The sequence below is a fragment of the Enterobacter sp. BNK-34 genome (assembly GCF_048684445.1).
In the GTDB taxonomy this organism is placed as follows: domain Bacteria; phylum Pseudomonadota; class Gammaproteobacteria; order Enterobacterales; family Enterobacteriaceae; genus Enterobacter; species Enterobacter pseudoroggenkampii.
The window spans coordinates 3,703,668-3,723,623 of the sequence record NZ_JBLQUA010000001.1 but is presented as its reverse complement, the minus strand read 5'-3'; the positions used below and the strand labels follow the sequence as shown (position 1 = coordinate 3,723,623).

The following is a 19,956-nucleotide window of genomic DNA, read 5'->3' as shown; positions in this document are numbered from 1 at the left end:
ATCTCCTCAACGTATATGGGGGGCAATATGTTCAGCGATCAGTTCGATGGAGCGCAGGGTGTCTCGATGGGTGGGCTCGACCGAATGGACCTGGAATGAGATGTCCGTGGCGCGCCGGAGAACGGAATCGGCCTGCAGCGAGCGCAGCACCGTCTCGGGCGAACCGATATGGGCGTCGAACTGGTGACGAAAATCGGTGACGGTGTCACCTTTAACCGCGTGCCCGGCGGCGCGATGCTGCTGGGCTTGTTTCGTCAGACCCGGTGTGGCGACCTTGAGCGCATAGTCGTCGCTGTCGGCGACGAATGCCGTACGGGAAGCCAGAATGCGCGGTGCGATGCCCGCGGGCAGCGCCTCAAGGTAGGCATCCACAATAGGGTTCTGGATCGCGTCGAGCGTTAAATCCAACTGGTCTGCCGGGCGCGGCTGCGTGCGGGAGAGCATTAAACCGTGTCCGGCCCGCGCGGCGCGAACGGCACCGTCGACCGAAAAGGTGGCAATCCAGATACGGTCGGCAAGCTGTGGCGCAGGCGGGTAAAGGTGGTTATCCGGATGGGTGAGCGAATCCCCGCGCCAGGCGCTCTGGATCACATGCAGATGGTCGGCAAAGGCCGCGCCGCGCTGTTCAAACGTCAGTCCGAACGGCAGGAAAGAGGTCGGCGTGCCGCCCGAACCAAAACCGACTTCGAGACGTCCATCGGCGAGTAAATCCAGAACCGCGGCGTCTTCCGCCACGCGCAGCGGGTTTTCCATCGGCAGGGTAATGATGGCCGTACCCAGGCGGATGGTTTCGGTATGTGCGGCTACGTGTGCCAGAAACAGCAGCGGCGAAGGCAGTCCGCCTTCAGTTTCGTGAAAGTGGTGCTGGGCAATCCAGGCGCTGTCGAAACCGTGGCGTTCGGCGTGGCGGATCTGTTCAGTTGCCAGACGATAGCGCTCCTTCGGCGTGGCGTCGTCAAGCAGGCGGGTGAAAAATCCCAGGCGTTTTCGCGTCATGCGAACTCCTCCGTAGCGGGTGAAAAATGGGGAATGGCGTCAATCAGCTCGCGGGTATAATCGTTCTGCGGAGATGCGAATAAGGTTCCGACGTCGCCCTGTTCGACCACCTGACCGCTGCGCAGCACCGTGACGCTGTGGGCGATCCGGCGGACGGTAGACAGATCGTGCGTGATGAACAGGTAGGTTAATCCCAGCTGCTGCTGCAACTGCTGAAGCAGAGCCAGAATCTGCGCCTGCACGGTGACGTCCAGCGCCGAGGTGGCTTCGTCCAGCACCAGAATGGTCGGCTCGAGGATCAGCGCCCGGGCGATGGCCACGCGCTGACGCTGTCCGCCTGAAAGTTCCCTGGCGGTGCGGCCCAGGAGTTCGACGGGCAGGGCAACCCGCTGGGCCACGGTCTCCACCCGAACCTTTCGCTCCGCCTTACCGAGGCGAGAAAAGTTCTTCAGGGGCTCTTCGATGATGTCAAACAGCGTCTGACGCGGGTCGAGAGAGGCAAACGGGTTCTGGTAGACAAACTGGATCTTCTGGCGCAGCTGACGACGGGCCTCGCGGCTGAGCGTGGTGGCATCAATATCATCAATAATGACCTGTCCGCTGTCGGCCTGTTCAAAACCCAGCAAAATACGGGCGAGGGTGGTCTTCCCGGAGCCGGATTCACCGACCAGCGCATGCGTACTGCCGCGCCTGACGTCAAACGTCACCCGATCCAGCGCCTGAAGCTGATGACCTTTGCCCAACGAGAATCGTTTGCTGATGGCGCGGGCGCGAATGGCCGGTGACGCGAGCGGAAGACCTGATACCGGGGCAATGGTCAGGCGCTGGCCCTGGAGATCGCTCAGCAGCTGACGGGTGTAGGCGTGCTGCGGCGTACGGACAATATCGACGGTGCTGCCTTGCTCCTGAATTTCGCCATCGCGAAAAACCAGCAGCCTGTCCGCGCGCTGGGCGGCCAGGGCCAGATCGTGGGTGACAAACAGAACGGCAGTGCCCGATTCCCGCCGCAGGATATCCAGCAGATCGAGAATGCGTTTTTGCACCGTCACATCCAGCGCGCTGGTGGGCTCATCAGCAACGATCACGTCCGGGCGCAGGGCAATGGCGATGGCAATCAACACGCGCTGTTTCATCCCGCCGGAGAGCTGATGGGGATACTGCGTCATGCGCTGTTCGGGGTGGCTCAGGCCGACCTTTGTCAGCAGGGTGAGCACCTGCTCGTCGCGCTCGGCGCGGGTCACTTTCTGGTGTAGCTGAATAATTTCCCCGACCTGCGCGCCGATCGTCTTCACCGGGTTGAGTGAATTACCCGGATCCTGCGGAACCAGGCTGATTCGCGCCCCGCGAAGGGTATCGAGACGCTTCGCTGACCACCGGCTAATCTCCTCGCCGTTGAGCACGATTTTTCCCGCATCGCGCCGGGCGTTATCCGCCAGCAGGCCAATGATTGCCTGTGCCGTGGTCGTTTTGCCGGATCCGGATTCACCGACAAACGCCAGCATTTCCCCTCGCCCGAGCGTGAAGCTGACGTTATGCACCACCTCTCTCCACTGGCGTGCGGTGCGGTAGCTGATCGTCAAATTTTCCACTGAGAGAACGGTCATTAGCGACCTCCGCTGAACTGTTGGCTGATACGATTGGTGGCCAGCACCACGGCGATGACGACGACGCCGGGGAAGGTGGTTAACCACCAGGCGGTAGAGAGATAGTTACGGCCTTCGGCAATCAATAAGCCCCATTCCGGCACGGGCGGTGGGGTGCCGTAACCGAGAAAACTCAGCGTGGAGAGCGCCAGGATGGCCTGACCAAACTGCAGCGTGGCAAAGGCGAGGACGGCGGTTAACGCGTTGGGCAGGATGTGTCGCCACAGCACGGCGAAAAACGTCCCGCCGCTGCCAAACGCCGCCTCGACATAATCCGTGTGGCGGATGCGCACGACTTCACCGCGCGCGAGGCGGGCGAAGCTGGCAATGGAGGCAACGCCCACGGCAATCGCGGCGTTAACGGTGCCAAACCCGAGCAGAATAATGACCGTCAGCGAGAGCAGCAGAGACGGGATGGACAACAGCACGTCGACAAAACGCATCAGCAGAGACTCGACGCGTCCGGCGAACGCCCCGGCGATGACCCCCAGACCGGTGCCCACCACCAGCCCCATCGTGACGGCAGCGAGCGCCGCGCTCAGGGAGTGGGACGCACCGTAGACAATACGGGTGTAAACATCGCGGCCAAGCTGATCGGTGCCGAGCCAGTGGCCCGCCTGAGGCGCCAGGCGCTGTGCGCCGGCGATGCCCTCAATCGGGCTGTAGTGGGTTAACAGGCCGGGCGCCACGGCGGCAAAAACGGCGAGAATAATCACCGCCCATGCCAGCCACAGTCCGGGCTGCCATTCCACTCCCTGCCACGCTGGAACGCGTTTTCGCGCGGCGGCAGCGTAATCGACCAGACTCATGATGCACCTCCGGTAACGGTTTGCAGGCGGGGATCCAACAGAGGCATCAGCAGATCCACCAGCAGATTGATCAGGACAAAACCGAGGGCGGAAATCATCACGACCGCCTGAAGCACGGCGATATCCTGGTTATTCACCGCCTGCTGGGTCAGCTGCCCGAGCCCGCTGCGGCCAAAAACGGTTTCCGTGATCAGCGCCCCGGCAATCAGCTCGCCCAGCAGCAATCCGGCAATATTCAGGACCGGCAGCAGGGCGTTGCCGGTAACGTGACGCCACAGGACGGCGGTTTCACTCAGCCCTTTGGCCCGGGCGACGGCGACAAACGGCTGCGTCGCCACCTGGTCCAGGCTGCGCATCAGAATTTGCGCCAGCGGGGCGGAAATCGGGATCGCGACGGTCACAATCGGCAGGATCAGCCCCTGCAGTGGCGTCGGGTTAATCACCGGAATCAGCCGCAGCTGGAAAGAAAAGAGCTGGATGAGGGCAATCCCCAGCCAGAACGTCGGTAAAGAGATAAACAGGACCGGCAGCGACTGCAGGGTATTACTCAGCCAGCGCAGACCCGGCAGGCGCGACGCAAAGGCCAGCGCAAACGCCAGCAGGACTGCGAGTACAAACGCGGGCAGGGCGAGGCTCAGGGTTTCCGGCAGATTGCTGGCAATCAGCTCGCTGACCGGCACCCCTGCCTGTAACGAATAGCCGAAATCCCCGCGCAGCATCGCCAGCAGCGTATGGCCGTATTGCTGCCACAGCGGGCTGTCCGCGCCATAGGCCACGCGCATCTCCTCGATTTGCGCCGGGCTCAAGCCCAGGTCCGGGTTCTGAAATTTAATCAGCACCGCGTCGCCCGGTAGCACCTGGAGCAACACGAACGAGAGGGTAAAGGCGGCCCACAGTACCAGCAGCCCGTGCCCAAAGCGTTGAAGAAGTGCGTGGCGCATCGTCAGCTCCTCAGTGTTTCTCAATCCACGCGCCGTAGAACGACGGGCGGCCGACCGCTTCAAAATTGACGCCTTTCAGCCACGGCGCACCGGCAAAGACCTGCGGCTCTTCGAAAATTGGAATGACGTAGGCGTTATCCAGCAGGTAGCGCTGGGCATCGCCGGTCAGCTGCAGGCGTTTTTTCGGATCGACTTCAGCAGAAATGTTCACCAGCAGTTCATTCAGCTTGTCGTCACGGAAGCTTTTGACCTTGTCGCTGGAGCCGCCTTTTTGCAGCAGCGCGTCGCGGTTAGCGGGGTAGAACATGCTTTTCACCACGTCCGGATCGGCGCGGCCAACTTCGGAGACGGTTAACGGGGTTTTCAGCGGATCAAGGTTATCCAGCGTGCGGCTGCCTGCGTCACCGGCTTTAACGCTCAGCGCCACGCCCACCTGTCGCCACTGCTGGGCAACCAGCTGCAGCACCTCTTTATTTTGTGGCTGCGGCAGGGATTCATACACCGTCAGCGCCAGCCGCTGGCCGTCTTTGGCGCGGATCCCGTCGCCACCCGCTTTCCAGCCCGCCTCGTCCAGCAGCTGGTTGGCTTTTGCCGGGTCAAAGGTCAATTTATCGCTGAGATCGACAAAGCCAGCGGCGGAATCGGCAATCACCGACTTCGCCTGCGGATAGTTGGCCGAGAAGAGGGTCTCGACCACCTGCTTTGCATTGGTGGCATGCAGCAGCGCCTGGCGTACGCGAATATCAGAGACCAGCGGGTTATCCGGGCGGAAGCTGATGCTGTCATTCACCCCGCGCGTCGGGGCGGCGTAGATTTTATAGCCCTGGTCTGTCGCCTGCTTTTCGTCATACGCCTGCACCTGACGAATAAAATGCGCCTGACCGGCCAGCAGGGCGCCGACGCGCACGCTGTCTTCCTGAGTCACGATAAACTTGATGCCGTCAAGATTGGCTGGCCCCTGCTGCGCCAGATTTTTGGGCCCCCACTGGTAGTCCTTACGCGCTTCCAGCGTCACTTCGCGACCCAGCTTCTCGTCCTTCACCACAAACGGGCCAGAGCCAATGATATGCCGGGCGTCACCCAGCTCTTCAAAGTTGCGCTTCAGCGTGCTGAGCGAGACCAGGCCCGACCCGATTGTGGCGGTGCCCTGCAGGAACCCAGGCGACGGTTTTTTGAAGTAGAACTTCACGGTCAGCGGGTCGATGACTTCGCTACGATCGTAGTTATTGATCACTTCTGACACCGGCAGTCGCTGCGCCTTGTTACCTAAGCCGTAGGTATCAAAGTTTTTTGCTACGGCGTTGGCGTCCAGCGGCGTGCCGTCGGAGAAGGTGATGCCGGGGCGAATTTTAAAGGTGTATTCGGTTTTATCGGCGTTGGTGGTCCAGCTTTCGGCTACCCACGGTTCCACCTGCAGCGTCTTTGGGTTCTGCCACGTCAGTTTGTCGGTGATCTGGTTCAGAATGCCGCCGTTCGGGTAAAAGCCACCGGCAGGCGGATAGAGGTTGGTGTGCGCCTGTTGCTCCAGATAAATCAGCGTGCCGCCTTTGACGGGCGCATCCGCGGACCAGGCTGCGGTTGTCGTCAGAATCAGCGCCGTCAGCAGCGGCAGACGAAATGGGGTTTGCATGGTGAATTCCTTTGTTATCTTCTTGTTAGCGTCGGATTCATCATCGGGCGCGGGGGAAAACAAGGGAACAAAGGAATTAAGATAAGGATTGCCGGAAAATGGCTATAAAAAAACCGCCCCTGTCAGGAGCGGTAATTGAACGGTGGGTGATTATGAACGCAGGTCAATCACCATACGGCCGCGGATCTGGCCCTGTTCCATCTCTTTAAAGATGGCGTTGATGTCCTCGATCGGGCGCATCGTGACTTTCGGCACGACCTTGCCTTCAGCGGCGAACTGGAAGGCTTCCTGCAGATCCTGACGGGTACCGACGAGCGAACCCACCACCTGAATGCCGTCCAGCACCAGGCGCGGAATGTCGAGGCTCATGGCTTCCGGCGGCAGACCAACGGCGACCACGCGGCCACCGGCACGCACGGCATCAACGGCTGAGTTGAAGGCGGCTTTTGCGACGGCAGTGACGACTGCGGCATGCGCGCCTCCGGTTTTCTCCTGCACAATTTTAGCGGCATCTTCGCTGCGGGAGTTGATGGTGAGATCCGCACCCATGCTGGCCGCCAGCTTCAGCTGTTCGTCGTTAACGTCAAGGGCGATGACTTTGGCGTTAAAGACGTTTTTGGCGTACTGCAGCGCGAGGTTGCCCAGCCCGCCCAGACCGTAAATCGCAATCCACTGGCCCGGTTTAATACCCGACACCTTCACTGCTTTATAGGTGGTGACGCCAGCGCAGGTGATGCTGCTGGCCGCCGCCGAATCCAGACCGTCCGGCACTTTTACCGCGTAATCTGCGGTGACGATGCACTCTTCCGCCATCCCGCCGTCGACGGAGTAACCGGCGTTTTTCACGTCACGGCACAGGGTTTCGTTGCCGGTATTACAGTATTCGCAGTGGCCACAGCCTTCAAAGAACCAGGCCACGCTTGCGCGGTCGCCGACTTTCAGCGACTTCACGCCAGGGCCGACTTCTTTTACGATACCAATCCCTTCATGGCCCAGGATAACCCCGGTTTTATCGCCGAAATCACCGTTCTTCACGTGGAGGTCGGTATGGCATACGCCACAGCACTCCATCTTCAGCAGGGCTTCCCCATGCTTTAGCGGGCGTAAGGTTTTTTCGGTAACGTTGACCTGGTGATCCTGAGTGACAACAGCAGCCTTCATGTGTATCTCCTTGTTCATGATAAGAATCTGCATAGCAGGTATAGTACCTCTTAAGGATTAATACATTAGCCTGGTAATGCAAGGCTGCGGCAACATAATGTCATCATTTGATTCGATTTCAGATTAAGAATACGGCGTTCCTCTAATAATTAAGGGGGAAAATTCTGGCCCGGCGAAATGCTCGCCGGGCGCAGACTTACAGCTGTGCTTCTATCTCCTCTATCTCTTTACGCCATTGCGCCTGTAGCTGCGGCTTTTGATGCTTCGGCTTACGCGCCAGATCGTCTTCCAGCAGCGTTTCCAGCGCGACCAGCCGCTCCAGCAGATCGTCATACGGCGAGGATTGAATCGTCGCGGCGACAGCGGGCGCAGCGGATGTCATAAGCCCCGCGCTTTCACGCAGACGCTCAAACACCGCTTCTGCATCGTGCCACTCGCTCAGCTTTCCCTCTTCAATCAGCCAGAAACGGTTGCAGCTTTGGCTAATTAACTGACGATCGTGGCTGACCAGCAGGACGCCGCCTTCGAACTGCTGAAGAGTGTGCGCCAGCGCCTCTTTGCCTTCCATGTCGAGGTGGTTGGTCGGCTCATCCAGCATCAGCAGGCTATAGCGGGCGAGCGTCAGGCCAACGAACAGCAGGCGCGAGCGCTCGCCACCGCTGAGCGTGCTGACCGTTTGCCCGTGACGCGCCCACGGGAAACCCGCGCTTATCAGTGCCATTTTGCGGTTCTGCGGATCCGGCGCGAAAGGTTCCAGCGCGTCGAGCAGCGTGGCGTCATCCGGCAGCTGATGAAGCGTCTGGTCGTAATAGCCTGGCGACACGCGCGGATGGATTTTCAACCCGCTGTCTGCGGACTCATCAGCAAATTGTTGCCAGATAAGCCTCATCAGCGACGATTTGCCGCAGCCGTTACGCCCGACAATCGCCACGCGATCGCCGCTTTTCAGCCGCGCCATGTCGATGTTAAACAGCGGCGGTAGCCCGGGCGCAGGCGGGACGCTGAGATTTTCCATCTCCAGCAGACGGTCAGCCCGCAGCGCGTCGCCGCGAAGGGTTAACGTCCACGGGCTGCCTGCCGTGAGCGCCGTCTGGCTCTCCTTCAGCCGTTCGACCTGTTTTTCCATCTGCTTGGCTTTGCGGGCCAGGTCTTCGTTGTCGTAAACCTTGCCCCAGGTCGCCAGCCGCTTCGCGCTGGCGGTCACGCGATCGATCTCCTTTTGCTCGGCCTTGTGGCGATGGGCATCGCTTTCATCCTTTGCTTCAAGCGCCTTGCGGGCGGCCGTGCAGGGAAGGGCGAAGTAGTGCAGCGTTTTATCGCGCAGGATCCAGCTGCCGTTGGTGACGGCATCCAGCAGCTGTCTGTCATGCGAGACCAGCACAAAGCTGCCCGACCAGTTCTGTAGGAAGTGTTCCAGCCAGAGCATGGTCGGCAGGTCCAGGTGGTTGCTGGGTTCATCCAGCAGGAGTAGATCCGGCTCGTGAATCAGCGCCCGCGCCAGCAGCAGGCGGGTGTGTTGCCCGCCGCTCAGCGTGGCGGAATGCAGCATCATATCCTGCGGCGTGAAGCCCATGCTTGCCAGCAGCGTTTCGGCTTTCCAGCGCAGACTCTCCCGTTCAGTTGAGGGCAACTGGGCCAGGACGGCATCCAGCATGGTCAGCGGAAAAATAGCGTCCGGGAGATGTTGCTCCACGCGCGCCATCAGGCAGTGCCCGGCCAGTGCTACCGTTCCGGCGGCAGGGGAATCCGTGCCGTCCAGCACCTTCAGCAGCGTACTTTTGCCGCAGCCGTTGTCGCCCAGCAGGCCAATGCGGTCGCCTTTTTTCAGCGTAAAGGAGAGTGAGTCGAAGAGCGTGCCAAACGCCGTATCAACGCGTAAAGATTGTGCAGTGAGTAAAGTGCTCATTGTTGCTTACCCAAGAGTTACAGGCATGTTTATGCCTCGTCAAACATCGCTGACGATAACTCAGTAAGCCCGAGAGAAGGGATTTCAGGGGTTGGTGTCTTCGCTCAAGCAGAAGTTATCGCAGCACGATACCGATAACGCTTGAGCTGGTGCGATCACCAAATGTATGTGAAACATTGAAAATTTCACAGTACAGCATAATTGGCCTCCTTATATATTCAGTGGGTTGATGGATGAAGGGAGTGTAGCGGGGGAAAAGGGGTTTGGCTAGTGGGTATTCGATGGTGCGGTCTGGTGCCCTCACCCTGACCCTCTCCGGTGGGGAGAGGGTTAGGGTGGTGCGGATTAAATCGACGTACGGCGATAGCTACGGTATTCAGGCTTCCAGAAGTTGTCGTCGATGGCCTGCTGCAGCGCGTCGGCAGAGGTTTTCACCGCCACGCCCTGCTGCTGCGCCATTTTACCTACCGCAAACGCGATGGCGCGGGACACCTTGTGAATGTCTTTCAGTTCCGGCAGCACCAGCCCTTCTCCGTCATTGACCAGCGGAGAGTAACCCGCAAGGGTTTCGCTCGCCGACATCAGCATTTCGTCGGTAATGCGGGACGCGCCGGATGCGATCACCCCCAGACCAATGCCCGGGAAGATGTACGAGTTGTTGCACTGGGCAATCGGATAGGTTTTATCCTTCCACACCACCGGATCGAACGGACTGCCAGTCGCGACCAGCGCGTTACCTTCGGTCCAGGCGATGATGTCCTGCGGCGTCGCTTCCACGCGGGAAGTCGGGTTAGACAGCGGCATCACGATAGGGCGCTCACAGTGCTTGTGCATCTCGCGAATGATCTCTTCGGTAAAGAGACCGGTTTGCCCGGAAACGCCGATCAGAATATCCGGCTTCACGTTGCGCACTACGTCCAGCAGGGAAAGGACTTCGTTGTCGGTATCCCAGTTTTTCAGGTTTTCGCGCTTCTGCACCAGCTTGGTCTGGAACGGCAGCAGGTTTGGCATACCGTCGGTCAGCAGGCCGAAACGGTCAACCATAAAGACGCGGGAGCGGGCCAGCTCTTCGCTTAACCCTTCACGCTGCGTCTGGGCGATAATCTGCTCGGCAATACCGCAGCCCGCAGAGCCTGCGCCCAGGAAGACGATTTTCTGGTAGCTCAGCTGGCTGCCGGCTGCGCGGCTGGCGGCGATAAGTGTACCCACGGTCACGGATGCGGTGCCCTGGATGTCATCGTTAAAGGAGCAGATCTCATCGCGATAGCGGTTCAGCAGCGGCATCGCGTTTTTCTGCGCGAAGTCTTCAAACTGCAGCAGAACGTCCGGCCAGCGGTGCTTCACGGCCTGAATGAAATCGTCGACAAACTGATAGTACTCATCGTCGGTAATGCGCGGGTGGCGCCAGCCCATATAGAGCGGATCGTTGAGCAACTGTTGGTTGTTGGTGCCAACGTCCAGCACCACCGGCAGGGTATACGCCGGGCTGATGCCGCCACAGGCGGTGTAAAGAGAGAGCTTACCGATGGGGATCCCCATCCCGCCAATGCCCTGGTCGCCGAGGCCGAGAATACGTTCGCCGTCGGTCACCACAATCACTTTGATATTGTGGTTCGGCACGTTCTGCAGAATATCGTCCATGTTGTGACGGTTCTGATAAGAGATGAATACCCCGCGGGAGCGTCGGTAGATCTCTGAGAAACGCTCGCACGCCGCACCTACCGTTGGGGTGTAGATCACCGGCATCATCTCTTCGAGATGGTTTTGCACCAGGCGATAGAAGAGGGTTTCGTTGGTGTCCTGAATGTTACGCAGGTAGATGTGTTTGTCGATTTCGGTTTTGAAACCCTGGTACTGGATCCACGCGCGCTCTGCCTGTTCTTCAATGGTTTCAACCACTTCGGGCAGTAAGCCCAGCAGGTTAAAGCTGCTGCGCTCTTCCATGCTGAAGGCGCTGCCTTTGTTGAGCAGGGGAAACTCAAGTAAAACCGGTCCGGCGTATGGGATGTATAAGGAACGATGTTTTTTCAGTTTGTTGTCCATGTCACTCACTCTTTTTATGAAGATCCGTCCCTGACACTGCTGTTTGTCATCTTTCTGGCCTGTGCGATGGGATGCGGTCAGGCGGTATTATAAAGGAGCTAAATATTAATTACCGCAACACATAAACAAAAACACCATCGGGATTACCGATGGTGTTCTGGATCTCAGTCTGGAACTTACTTGCCCGCGTGGCGTTTTCTGCCGGTGGCGTGAGTGACCTGCGTTTCATGGTCGCCTTCAATCACCACTTTGCGCTGATTAGAAAGCTTGTAGTTCAGTCCCAGAATATGGCGTGCCTGACGGTTCGATTTCATGTTAACTCCTCAATCCTGTTGATAGTTTTAAGGACTAGTTTGCTTACGCAAACGAAATGTAACCCCTTAGGTTGCTGATCCAGCTTAGCAGGTTTTTACAAAGGTGCGTTTTGCCCGCTGACAACGTAGTTAATGGTCTGCTGGTAGATGTCACTGAGGATGTCATTATCTGTGGATTCCACCCACCTGGTCAGTTCCATCAAAATGTCATCTTCAGTCACAGCACCATGCTCGGCGTGAAGACCCTGCGCAATCGCGTTAACGAGTTCAGGTTGTGCTGCTGCGGTATTAGCCGGGTAATAAGTAAACATGCTGCCTCCGTGTCGTTGTCTGTTTAATGGTACGGCTCGCAAAAAATTTAATTCATAAACAGAATGGCAAATATTTTCCCGGTTGTGGCTCAGATTCATCTTAGAAATAAAAATGACATAAGTGTATGCTTTTGTGTGCTTTTGAAATGTGGGGGGAAATTGAAGTGGCGTTGAGAAGATATTATGACGGTGCTCCTGCTATCACGAAATATAGCAGGAGCAGAGTTTACATTACCACTTCATTTCGCCGGTATTCACCTTAGCGCTTAATTCCAGCGAGCTCTCTTCGGCCAGATTCGGATACTGTTTTTTCAGGGTGCTGATGACGCCTGCAGAATCTTTATGAACGGATAAGGCCTTTTCAAAGCGCTGCAGATAGTCGCGGGTAAAATCAATCGCACCCGCTCCGGCTGGCGGGGTACCCAGATAGTGACCCGGGATTACGCGCTCGGGTTTGTGCGCCGCCATATTTACCAGCGTTTCCTGCCACTGCTTACGGCTTGCCGCCGTCTGGGTGTCAGCCGTCCAGACGTGGATCCCCCAGGCTACCCCGGTGCCGCCGAGGATGGTTTTCGCTGACGGGATCCACACATAGGCCGCGTAGCTGTCAGGCTCTTCGATATCGATCTTTTCCCCGTCCACCATAAACGTGGTGGAGGCGAGCACCTGCGGGACGACCAGCTCCGTTGGCGCGCCGTCTTTCATCTGCGGACCCCAGAAGGCGAGCTTGGCGTCTTTGGTGGCCTTGATGTGGTCAACCACGTGCTGCGTGGCCACCACTTTGGCGTTCGGGAAGGCTTTGACCAGCGGCTGCAGGCCAAAATAGAAATCCGGATCGCCGGAGGTGATCACAATCTTGTTCAGGGTCTTACCGCTTTGACGAATTTTCTCTACCAGCGCTTCGCCATCCTTCACGCTGAACTGCGCGTCAAACAGCACAGCCTCTTTCGGGCCGGAAACCAGCGTGGAGGAGACCGCGAAAATGCCTTTCTCCTGCGGGTTATAGGTATCAATGCTCAACGGCGCGGCAAAAACAGCCGGAGTGAAAAGCGTGGAAAGCAGGGCAAGGTGAGTGAATTTCATGCTGTTGTCTCTGTTGTTCAGGAATGTCTCTATTGTACGGATATTCGCATTTGCCAGAATTCCTGAAACAGGACATGCTTAGTTTCATAAATCGAGCAAATGGAGCTTATATGGATCGCGTTATCGCCGCTCAGGTCTACAACCGGATATGCGAGCTGGGAAGCTTGAGCGCGGCGGCCCGCGCGCTGGGCATTTCCCGACCGATGGTGAGCCGCTACCTTGAACAAATGGAAAAGTGGGCGGGAACGCGGCTGGTAAACCGCTCCACGCGCAAGCTGACGCTGACCGCGGCAGGGGAAAAGGTGCTGCAAAAAACGCGGACGCTCTCGCAGATTTCGCAGGAAATTGAAGGCCAGTCGGAGAAAGATCTCCCGTCCGGCACGCTGCGGGTGGCCTGCGCGCACTTTACCGCCATGCACCTGATTGCGCCGGTACTGCCCGGTCTGCTCTCGCGCTACCCACAGCTGCGCATTGAGCTGGACGTGAATAACCACCCGGTCAGCCTGGTGGGAGAGCGCATCGACGTCGCCGTGCGCATTACGGATAACCCTGAACCCGGCATGATTGCCCGCCGGCTGGGGGAATGTCGCTCGGTGCTTTGCGCCTCGCCGGACTATCTGGCGCAGCACGGTACCCCCGTCAGCCCCGAAGAATTAGCGCAGCACAACTGCCTGCACTACAGCTTTTTCGCCGGGCAGTCCTGGCACTTCCTGACGCCGGAAGGCGAAAGCCTGAGCGTGGCCGTCAGCGGTAACCTGAGCGCCAGCATCTCTTCGCTGCTGATGGACGCGGCGATTAAGCACTGCGGCATCGCCATGCTGCCGGAGCGCGAAGCGTCTGCCGCGCTGGAGCAGGGATTACTGGTGCCGGTACTGGCGGCCCTGGAGCCGAAACCGCTTGCCATCCATGGCATTTATCAGTCCCGTGAATACCAGCCTGCCGCGCTGCGGGTGTTCCTTGACGCGCTGGCGCACCATTTACTCAGTGACTAAGACTCGTCTGTCTTGCCCGCAGAATCCGGACAGCCTTCTATACTTAACCCTTTGTAAGCCAAAAGGAGAGCAAGAATGACTATTCATAAGCACGGTTCGGCACACTGGTCTGGCGACATTAAGCGCGGTAAAGGGACGGTTTCCACCGAGAGCGGCGTTCTCAATCAGCAGCCTTATGGTTTCAATACCCGCTTTGAGGGTGAAAAGGGGACCAACCCGGAAGAGCTGATCGGCGCGGCACATGCGGCCTGTTTTTCGATGGCGCTGTCGCTGATGCTCGGCGAAGCGGGCTATACCGCTGACGCTATTGATACCACTGCGGACGTCTCTCTGGATAAGACTGACGGCGGCTTTGCTATTACGAAGGTTGCCCTGAAAAGCAAGGTGACCGTCCCGGGCATCGCCCCACAGCAGTTCGACGGTATTATTCAGAAAGCCAAAGCGGGCTGTCCGGTATCGCAGCTCCTGAAGGCTGAGATTACGCTGGACTATAAACTTAACTAAGCCACAGCCGGGTTTACGCCCGGCTACCCCTTCAGCGCGGCGGGAAACACCTCCGCCAGCCACGCAATAAACACCTTAAGACGGTGCGTCAGATGCCGGTTCTGAGGGTAAACCACATGAAACGGATAGGCGGCGGGGCGCCAGTCGCTCAGGATCGCCGTCAGTGTACCCGCCTGTAAATACGCGTTTGCCGAATACTCAAATGTCTGCACAATGCCCAGCCCCGCCGCGGCAGCCGCCAGGTGAGCATTACTTTCGTTTACGCCGAGATAATGCGGAATATTGATTTCCAGCGCCTCGCCGTTTTTTCTGAAGCGAAACGGAAATGCCCGCCCGGTGACGGGCGAAAGGTAGCTGATAAGCTTGTGGCCGTTGCACAGCTCCTGCGGATAGGCCGGGACGCCATGATTTTTCAGGTAGCCCGGCGTCGCGCAGGTCACCATCTCAGCGTTGCCAATATGGCGTGCGATAAGGGTCGAATCGTCCAGCGGACCGCCGCGGATGACGCAGTCTACGTTACCGCTAATGAGATCGACCGGCCGGTCGGCCACGCCAAGGTCGATGCGGATATGCGGATAGCGCCGCATAAATTCCGGAAGCAGGGGGATGAGCACGTCCCGGGCGGTGGAGCCGCCCACGTCAACCCGCAAATGACCTTTTGGCGTCGCGCGGGAAACGCGAAACGAGGTGTCGATATCTTCGATATCAATCAGCACCCTGAGCGCTTTTTCATAGTATTCCATCCCTTCCGGCGTCGCGACCACCCGGCGAGTCGTCCGGTGCAGGAGACGTATCTCCAGATGCGCCTCAAGGGATTTGACCAGCTTGCTTAGGGTGGCGATGGGCATGTTCAGAGAGTCCGCCGCGCGGGTAAAGCTGCCGGTTTCCACCACCCGGGTAAAAGCGCGCATCGCCATGAGCTGGTCCATTAGGCTCCCCTGATTATTTCTGTGTGTGAATAGTCATTTTCATTCTTGCCGGTTTTTCACTAATCCCGCAAGGGCTAAAGTTTGTCCAACGCAAACCCAACAAAAGGTAAATGACATGAACACGACTCTCTCAGGAAAAATCGCACTGGTCACCGGCGGCAGCACCGGCATCGGTCTTGCCACGGCGCAGGAGCTGGCGGCCCAGGGCGCGAAGGTGTACATCACCGGAAGACGTCAGGCCGAGCTGGACGCGGCGGTGGCTGAAATCGCGTCAACGGCAGTGGGCATTCGCGCTGATGTGTCAAAACTGGCGGACCTGGACGAGGTTTATGCCCGGATAGCCAAAGAAGAAGGCCGCCTCGATATTCTGTTCGCCAATGCGGGTGGCGGCGATATGCTGCCGCTGGGCGCGATAACCGAAGAGCAGTTTGACCGGATTTTCGGCACCAACGTCCGCGGGGTGCTGTTTACGGTACAGAAGGCGCTGCCGCTGCTGTCCGCCGGATCCTCGATTATTCTTACCGGCTCGACGGTGTCCATTAAGGGGACGACCAACTTTAGCGTCTACAGTGCCAGCAAAGCCGCCGTGCGCAATTTTGCCCGCTCCTGGGCGCTGGATTTGCAGGGCCGTGGGATCCGCGTCAACGTGGTGAGCCCGGGTCCGATCAAAACCCCTGGTCTCGGCGATCTGGTGCCGGAAGAACATCGTCAGGGGCTGTACGACGCGCTGGCCGCTCAGGTGCCGCTCGGCCGTTTAGGCGCGCCGGATGAGGTGGGTAAAGCGGTGGCGTTTCTGGCCTCCGACGCGGCCAGCTTTATTAACGCCACGGAGCTGTTCGTGGACGGCGGGATGGCGCAAATTTAACCCACACTGCGCCAGCAGCGGACGTCACGGCCCTCGTGAGAGGGCTGTAACGGCTGGGGACGCTCACACCCCTGCGTTGCCATCGGACAACGGTCGCGGAAGAAACAGCCTTCGGGCAGGCGGCGGTTGCCGGGAAGCTCCGTTTTGCGTAAGGCCAGCGTCTCATCCAGCGGTTCACCGGTGCGGGGAACAGAGTCGAGCAGCAGACGGGTGTAAGGATGGCGCGGCTCGCCAAGCACCTGCGCGGCGCTACCCAGCTCCACAATCTGCCCAAGGTACATCACCGCCACGCGGTCGCTCATGTGCCTGACCACCGAGACGTTATGTGAGATCAACACGTAGGTCAGATTACGCTGCTGTTGCAGGGTCACCAGCAGGTTGAGGATCTGCGCCTGCACGGAGATATCCAGCGCGCTGGTGGGTTCATCGAGCACGATAATATCCGGATCGGACGAGAGCGCCCGGGCGATGGCAATGCGCTGGCGCTGCCCGCCGGAGAAGGCGTGCGGGAGCCGGTCGAGATATTCCGGGCGAATGCCCACCTGCAGCGCCAGGTTTTCAGCCAGCTGACGGCGCTCGCGCTCGCTGCTGCGCTTTTGTACCCACACCGGCTCGGTGATGATGCGCCAGACCGGCAGGCGCGGGTCGAGCGAGGATAGCGGATCCTGAAACACCATCTGCATGCCGCCCGCGTGGTGCGTCCGCTGGCAGGCACCGGTGCTGGGCTTAAGCATGCCCATCAGCAGCTGGGCCAGCGTGCTTTTCCCGCAGCCGGACTCCCCGACAATGCCAAGCGTCTCTCCCCGACGGATTTCAAGGTCGAGCCCGTTGAGCGCATGGACCTGTTCCGTCACGCGACCCAGCCAGTTTTTGCGCGCCGCAAAGTTCACGTGCACGCTATCCAGTTCCAGCAGTACATCAGACATGGTGTTTCTCCCGTTGTGGATACCAGCAGGCAGCCTGTTGGCCTTCTGCGCCATGGGGCTGCAGGCGCGGCGTTTCGCTGCATTTCGCCCCGGCGGCAAAGCAGCGTTCGCGGAACGCGCATCCCTGCGGAAGCTGGCTGAGGTTGGGGACCGTGCCGGGGATGGCGGGAAGCGGGGCGCGCGGCTGGCCGTTTTCCGGCGCGCACTGCAGCAGGCCGATGGAATAGGGATGAACAGGCTGATGGATCAGCGTTTGCGTGGCACCGCTCTCGATCACGCTGCCCGCATACATCACGTACACTCTGTCGCAGAGCTGGGACACCACGGCCATATCGTGGCTGATAAACAGCACCGAGGTGCCGCTGGCCCGCGCCTTGTGCTTCAGCAGGCGCAGCACCTGCAGCTGGACGGTGACGTCCAGCGCGGTGGTCGGTTCGTCGGCGATAATCAGCTCCGGCTCGCAGGAGAAGGCAAGGGCGATCATCACCCGCTGGCGCATCCCGCCGGACAGTTCAAACGGATAGCGCGCCATGACCTGTTTCGCGTCCGGGATTTGCATCTCTTCCAGCAGGGTAATCGCCTTCTGCTGTGCCTCATGCCGGGAAAGCGGCTGATGCTGGCGGATCACCTCCACCATCTGTTTGCCAATTCGCCGCGTCGGGTTGAGGGCAGTCATCGGCTCCTGAAAAATCATCGCGACCTTTGCGCCGCGCCACTGGCGAAGCTGCTTCTCGGACGCCGTCAGGACGTTTTCGCCGAGTAACTTAACCTGACCATGATGAATGCGGTAGCTGCCCTCCGGCAGCAGACGCATGGCAAGCATGGCGGTCACCGACTTACCCGATCCCGACTCGCCCACCACGCCGACAATTTCGCCCCTGCCGATCTCCAGCGAGACGTGGTTCAGCGCGTGGACCTCGCCGCGAAAAATCGGGAAGCTCAGATGCAGGTCTTCAATACGTAATACCGGTTCGGTCATTACTGTTTCCCTCCCGATTTCGGATCCAGCAGATCGCGGATACCGTCGCCAAACAGGTTAAAGCCCACGGCGGTTATCAAAATCGCCGCACCGGGAAACGCGCAGTACCACCACTGGTCCAGAACGTAGTTACGGCCGACGGCCACCATCGCGCCCCATTCGGCGGTCGGCTGCTGCGCCCCCAGGCCAATAAACCCCAGCGTGGCGGCCATCAGGATGGCGCTGCCGATGTCCAGAGACGCCTGCACAATCAGCGGCGGCAGGGCGTTGCGCAGGATATGCCAGCGGATCAAATGCCAGCGGGAGGCGCCAAAGGTGCGGGCGGCCTGCACGTAGGTAAACTGGCGCACCACCAGGGTTTGGCCGCGTGCCAGGCGGACGTAAAACGGAATGCGGACAATCGCAATCGCCAGCATGGCGTTAAACAGGCTCGGCCCGAGCGCGGCGGCCAGCGCCATGGTCAGCACCAGGGAAGGTATCGAGAGCATAATGTCCATCACCCGCATGATGATGGCGTCGCCGCGCCCGCCGAGCACGCCGGACAGACAGCCCAGCAGCGAGCCAATGCCGCCCGCAATCACCACCACCGCCAGCCCGGCGGTAATCGACTGCTGGCTGCCCGTCAGCACGCGGCTGAACAGATCGCGGCCCACCTCGTCGGTACCAAACCAGTGCTGCGCAGACGGCGCCTGCAGGCGCGTGGTCAGATCCAGCGCGTTCGGGTCGTGCGGCACGATCCACGGTGCGGCCACCATAATGAAAAGCATCACAAGCATAATGACGCCGCCAACGATCGTGAGCGGGCTTTGACGCAGCATCCAGAACAGCTTTGGCCAGTTGATGCGTTGTCTGACGGGTTTAACCGGGACGGGCGTTTCCTGCGTTAACATCATTCGGCACCTCCGCGCCCAATTCGCGGGTCAATCCACAGGTAAAGCAGATCGACCACCAGATTAACCAGCACGTAGGCCAGCGAAACAACGACGGCAAAGCCCATCACGGCAGGGAAATCGAGCGCCTGAATGGACGTTACCACCCAAGCCCCCATGCCCGGCCAGGCAAAGACGGTTTCGGTCAGCACGGCGCCGTACAGCAGGTCGCCCAGCGCCAGCCCGAGCACGGTAATCGACGGGATCATCGCATTCGGCAGGGCGTAGCGCAGGACGATATACCAGCCGGGCAGGCCGCTGGCGCGGGCCGTGCGAATGTAGTCTTCGCTAAGCTGCTCCAGCATCGCGGAACGAACCTGACGCGCCACGATGCCCAGATGCACAAACGCCAGCGTCAGCGAGGGCAAAATCAGGTGCTGCAGCGCATTGAAAAAGACCTCTCCGTTACCTTCCAGCAGGGCATCCAGCAGATAAAAGCCGGTGACATGGGCAGGTGGGTCGAGCCAGTCGTCCAGCCTGCCGCCGCCCGGCAGGATCTGCAGGTGCCCGTAGAACAGGACAATGACGCCCAGCCCAAGCCAGAAGGCCGGGGTGGAGATCCCGGTCATCGCCATTAAACGCACCAGGTGATCCAGCCAGCGGTTGCGGTATACCGCCGACAAAATCCCCAGCGGCACGCCGATGACCAGCGCCAGCAGGAGGGAACAAAAGGCCAGCTCCAGCGTGGCGGGGAAAAAAGCCTTCAGGTCTTCCGCAACCGGACGGCCGGTCCGGATGGAGGTGCCTAAATCACCGTGGGCCAGGGCGTCCACGTAGCGGCCAAACTGAACGTACAGTGGCTGATCCAGCCCCAGCTGCTGGCGAATGTTCTGCACGATGTCGTCGCTGGCGCGGTCGCCGGCCAGCAGACGGGCCGGATCGCCGGGGATCAGATGCGAAATAATAAAAGTGATAATACAGACACCGGCCACCACCAGGAGTAACCCCCAGCAGCGCTGGCGCACGATGCTCCAGAACGTCATACACTTTCCCCC

Annotated in this window: 19 protein-coding genes; 3 read left to right on the top strand and 16 right to left on the bottom strand. The window is 59.4% G+C overall.

All coding sequences use genetic code 11. From position 1 onward, the window contains the following. Nucleotides 1-6 precede the first annotated feature (6 nt). The 11 genes from ACMGG5_RS18235 to ACMGG5_RS18185 form a co-directional block, all read right to left on the bottom strand. Nucleotides 7-996, bottom strand: a complete 990-nt coding sequence (locus tag ACMGG5_RS18235; RefSeq protein WP_048992319.1) for a putative FMN-dependent luciferase-like monooxygenase — start codon at nt 994-996, stop codon at nt 7-9. Continuing rightward, nucleotides 993-2,600 (bottom strand): dipeptide ABC transporter ATP-binding protein, encoded by a 1,608-nt coding sequence (locus ACMGG5_RS18230; RefSeq protein ID WP_370883622.1) that lies wholly within the window; start codon nt 2,598-2,600, stop codon nt 993-995. Before ACMGG5_RS18230 ends, ACMGG5_RS18235 begins: the two co-directional genes overlap by 4 nt. Continuing rightward, the gene (locus tag ACMGG5_RS18225) at nt 2,600-3,448 is read right to left on the bottom strand and encodes an ABC transporter permease (RefSeq protein ID WP_248271974.1); all 849 of its coding nucleotides are present in this window, start codon (nt 3,446-3,448) and stop codon (nt 2,600-2,602) included. The genes ACMGG5_RS18230 and ACMGG5_RS18225 overlap by 1 nt, the downstream gene beginning before the upstream one ends. After that, nucleotides 3,445-4,389 carry an ABC transporter permease gene (locus ACMGG5_RS18220; protein WP_208762903.1) on the bottom strand — a complete coding sequence of 315 codons (945 nt, stop codon included), beginning with the start codon at nt 4,387-4,389 and terminating at the stop codon, nt 3,445-3,447. The genes ACMGG5_RS18225 and ACMGG5_RS18220 overlap by 4 nt, the downstream gene beginning before the upstream one ends. A gap of 10 nt (nt 4,390-4,399) precedes the next feature. Further along, nucleotides 4,400-6,019: a TIGR04028 family ABC transporter substrate-binding protein gene (locus ACMGG5_RS18215; protein WP_420278314.1), complete on the bottom strand. Its 1,620-nt coding sequence runs from the start codon at nt 6,017-6,019 to the stop codon at nt 4,400-4,402. Between the two features lie 150 nt (nt 6,020-6,169). Further along, entirely contained in the window at nt 6,170-7,180 is a 1,011-nt protein-coding gene (adhP, locus tag ACMGG5_RS18210; protein WP_032647362.1) for an alcohol dehydrogenase AdhP, read from the bottom strand. A gap of 196 nt (nt 7,181-7,376) precedes the next feature. Continuing rightward, a complete protein-coding gene (locus tag ACMGG5_RS18205; RefSeq protein ID WP_420278313.1) occupies nt 7,377-9,086 on the bottom strand; it encodes an ABC-F family ATP-binding cassette domain-containing protein in 1,710 nt (569 codons plus the stop codon). A gap of 345 nt (nt 9,087-9,431) precedes the next feature. Continuing rightward, nucleotides 9,432-11,129 carry an NAD-dependent malic enzyme gene (locus ACMGG5_RS18200; protein ID WP_024909550.1) on the bottom strand — a complete coding sequence of 566 codons (1,698 nt, stop codon included), beginning with the start codon at nt 11,127-11,129 and terminating at the stop codon, nt 9,432-9,434. Between the two features lie 176 nt (nt 11,130-11,305). Next, nucleotides 11,306-11,443, bottom strand: coding sequence for a stationary-phase-induced ribosome-associated protein (gene sra / locus ACMGG5_RS18195; protein WP_008501714.1), 138 nt, complete (start codon nt 11,441-11,443; stop codon nt 11,306-11,308). 95 nt (nt 11,444-11,538) lie between these two features. After that, nucleotides 11,539-11,754 (bottom strand): biofilm-dependent modulation protein, encoded by a 216-nt coding sequence (gene bdm / locus ACMGG5_RS18190; RefSeq protein ID WP_008501713.1) that lies wholly within the window; start codon nt 11,752-11,754, stop codon nt 11,539-11,541. Between the two features lie 231 nt (nt 11,755-11,985). Further along, a complete protein-coding gene (locus ACMGG5_RS18185; protein ID WP_148768744.1) occupies nt 11,986-12,837 on the bottom strand; it encodes a Vmh family MBL fold metallo-hydrolase in 852 nt (283 codons plus the stop codon). A gap of 110 nt (nt 12,838-12,947) precedes the next feature. Between ACMGG5_RS18185 and ACMGG5_RS18180 the strand changes: the two genes are divergently transcribed. Next, the gene (locus ACMGG5_RS18180) at nt 12,948-13,829 is read left to right on the top strand and encodes a LysR family transcriptional regulator (protein ID WP_061715076.1); all 882 of its coding nucleotides are present in this window, start codon (nt 12,948-12,950) and stop codon (nt 13,827-13,829) included. Between the two features lie 75 nt (nt 13,830-13,904). Continuing rightward, on the top strand, nt 13,905-14,333 hold the full coding sequence (locus ACMGG5_RS18175) for an OsmC family protein (protein ID WP_302235515.1): 429 nt from the start codon (nt 13,905-13,907) through the stop codon (nt 14,331-14,333). A gap of 23 nt (nt 14,334-14,356) precedes the next feature. Here the strand turns inward: ACMGG5_RS18175 and ACMGG5_RS18170 are convergent, their stop codons facing one another. After that, nucleotides 14,357-15,262: a LysR substrate-binding domain-containing protein gene (locus tag ACMGG5_RS18170; protein WP_420278312.1), complete on the bottom strand. Its 906-nt coding sequence runs from the start codon at nt 15,260-15,262 to the stop codon at nt 14,357-14,359. A gap of 115 nt (nt 15,263-15,377) precedes the next feature. Between ACMGG5_RS18170 and ACMGG5_RS18165 the strand changes: the two genes are divergently transcribed. Further along, nucleotides 15,378-16,127, top strand: a complete 750-nt coding sequence (locus tag ACMGG5_RS18165; protein ID WP_420278311.1) for an SDR family NAD(P)-dependent oxidoreductase — start codon at nt 15,378-15,380, stop codon at nt 16,125-16,127. Here the strand turns inward: ACMGG5_RS18165 and ACMGG5_RS18160 are convergent. The 4 genes from ACMGG5_RS18160 to ACMGG5_RS18145 are packed head-to-tail and all read right to left on the bottom strand — an operon-like array spanning nt 16,124 to nt 19,944. Continuing rightward, nucleotides 16,124-17,053 carry an oligopeptide/dipeptide ABC transporter ATP-binding protein gene (locus ACMGG5_RS18160; RefSeq protein WP_420278310.1) on the bottom strand — a complete coding sequence of 310 codons (930 nt, stop codon included), beginning with the start codon at nt 17,051-17,053 and terminating at the stop codon, nt 16,124-16,126. The two genes, ACMGG5_RS18165 and ACMGG5_RS18160, sit on opposite strands and share 4 nt — an antisense overlap. Next, nucleotides 17,046-18,032, bottom strand: coding sequence for an ABC transporter ATP-binding protein (locus tag ACMGG5_RS18155; protein WP_420278309.1), 987 nt, complete (start codon nt 18,030-18,032; stop codon nt 17,046-17,048). The genes ACMGG5_RS18160 and ACMGG5_RS18155 overlap by 8 nt, the downstream gene beginning before the upstream one ends. Continuing rightward, nucleotides 18,032-18,925, bottom strand: a complete 894-nt coding sequence (gene ddpC / locus ACMGG5_RS18150; protein ID WP_420278308.1) for a D,D-dipeptide ABC transporter permease — start codon at nt 18,923-18,925, stop codon at nt 18,032-18,034. Before ddpC ends, ACMGG5_RS18155 begins: the two co-directional genes overlap by 1 nt. Next, nucleotides 18,922-19,944, bottom strand: coding sequence for an ABC transporter permease (locus ACMGG5_RS18145; RefSeq protein ID WP_023327529.1), 1,023 nt, complete (start codon nt 19,942-19,944; stop codon nt 18,922-18,924). Before ACMGG5_RS18145 ends, ddpC begins: the two co-directional genes overlap by 4 nt. Nucleotides 19,945-19,956: the final 12 nt, after the last annotated feature.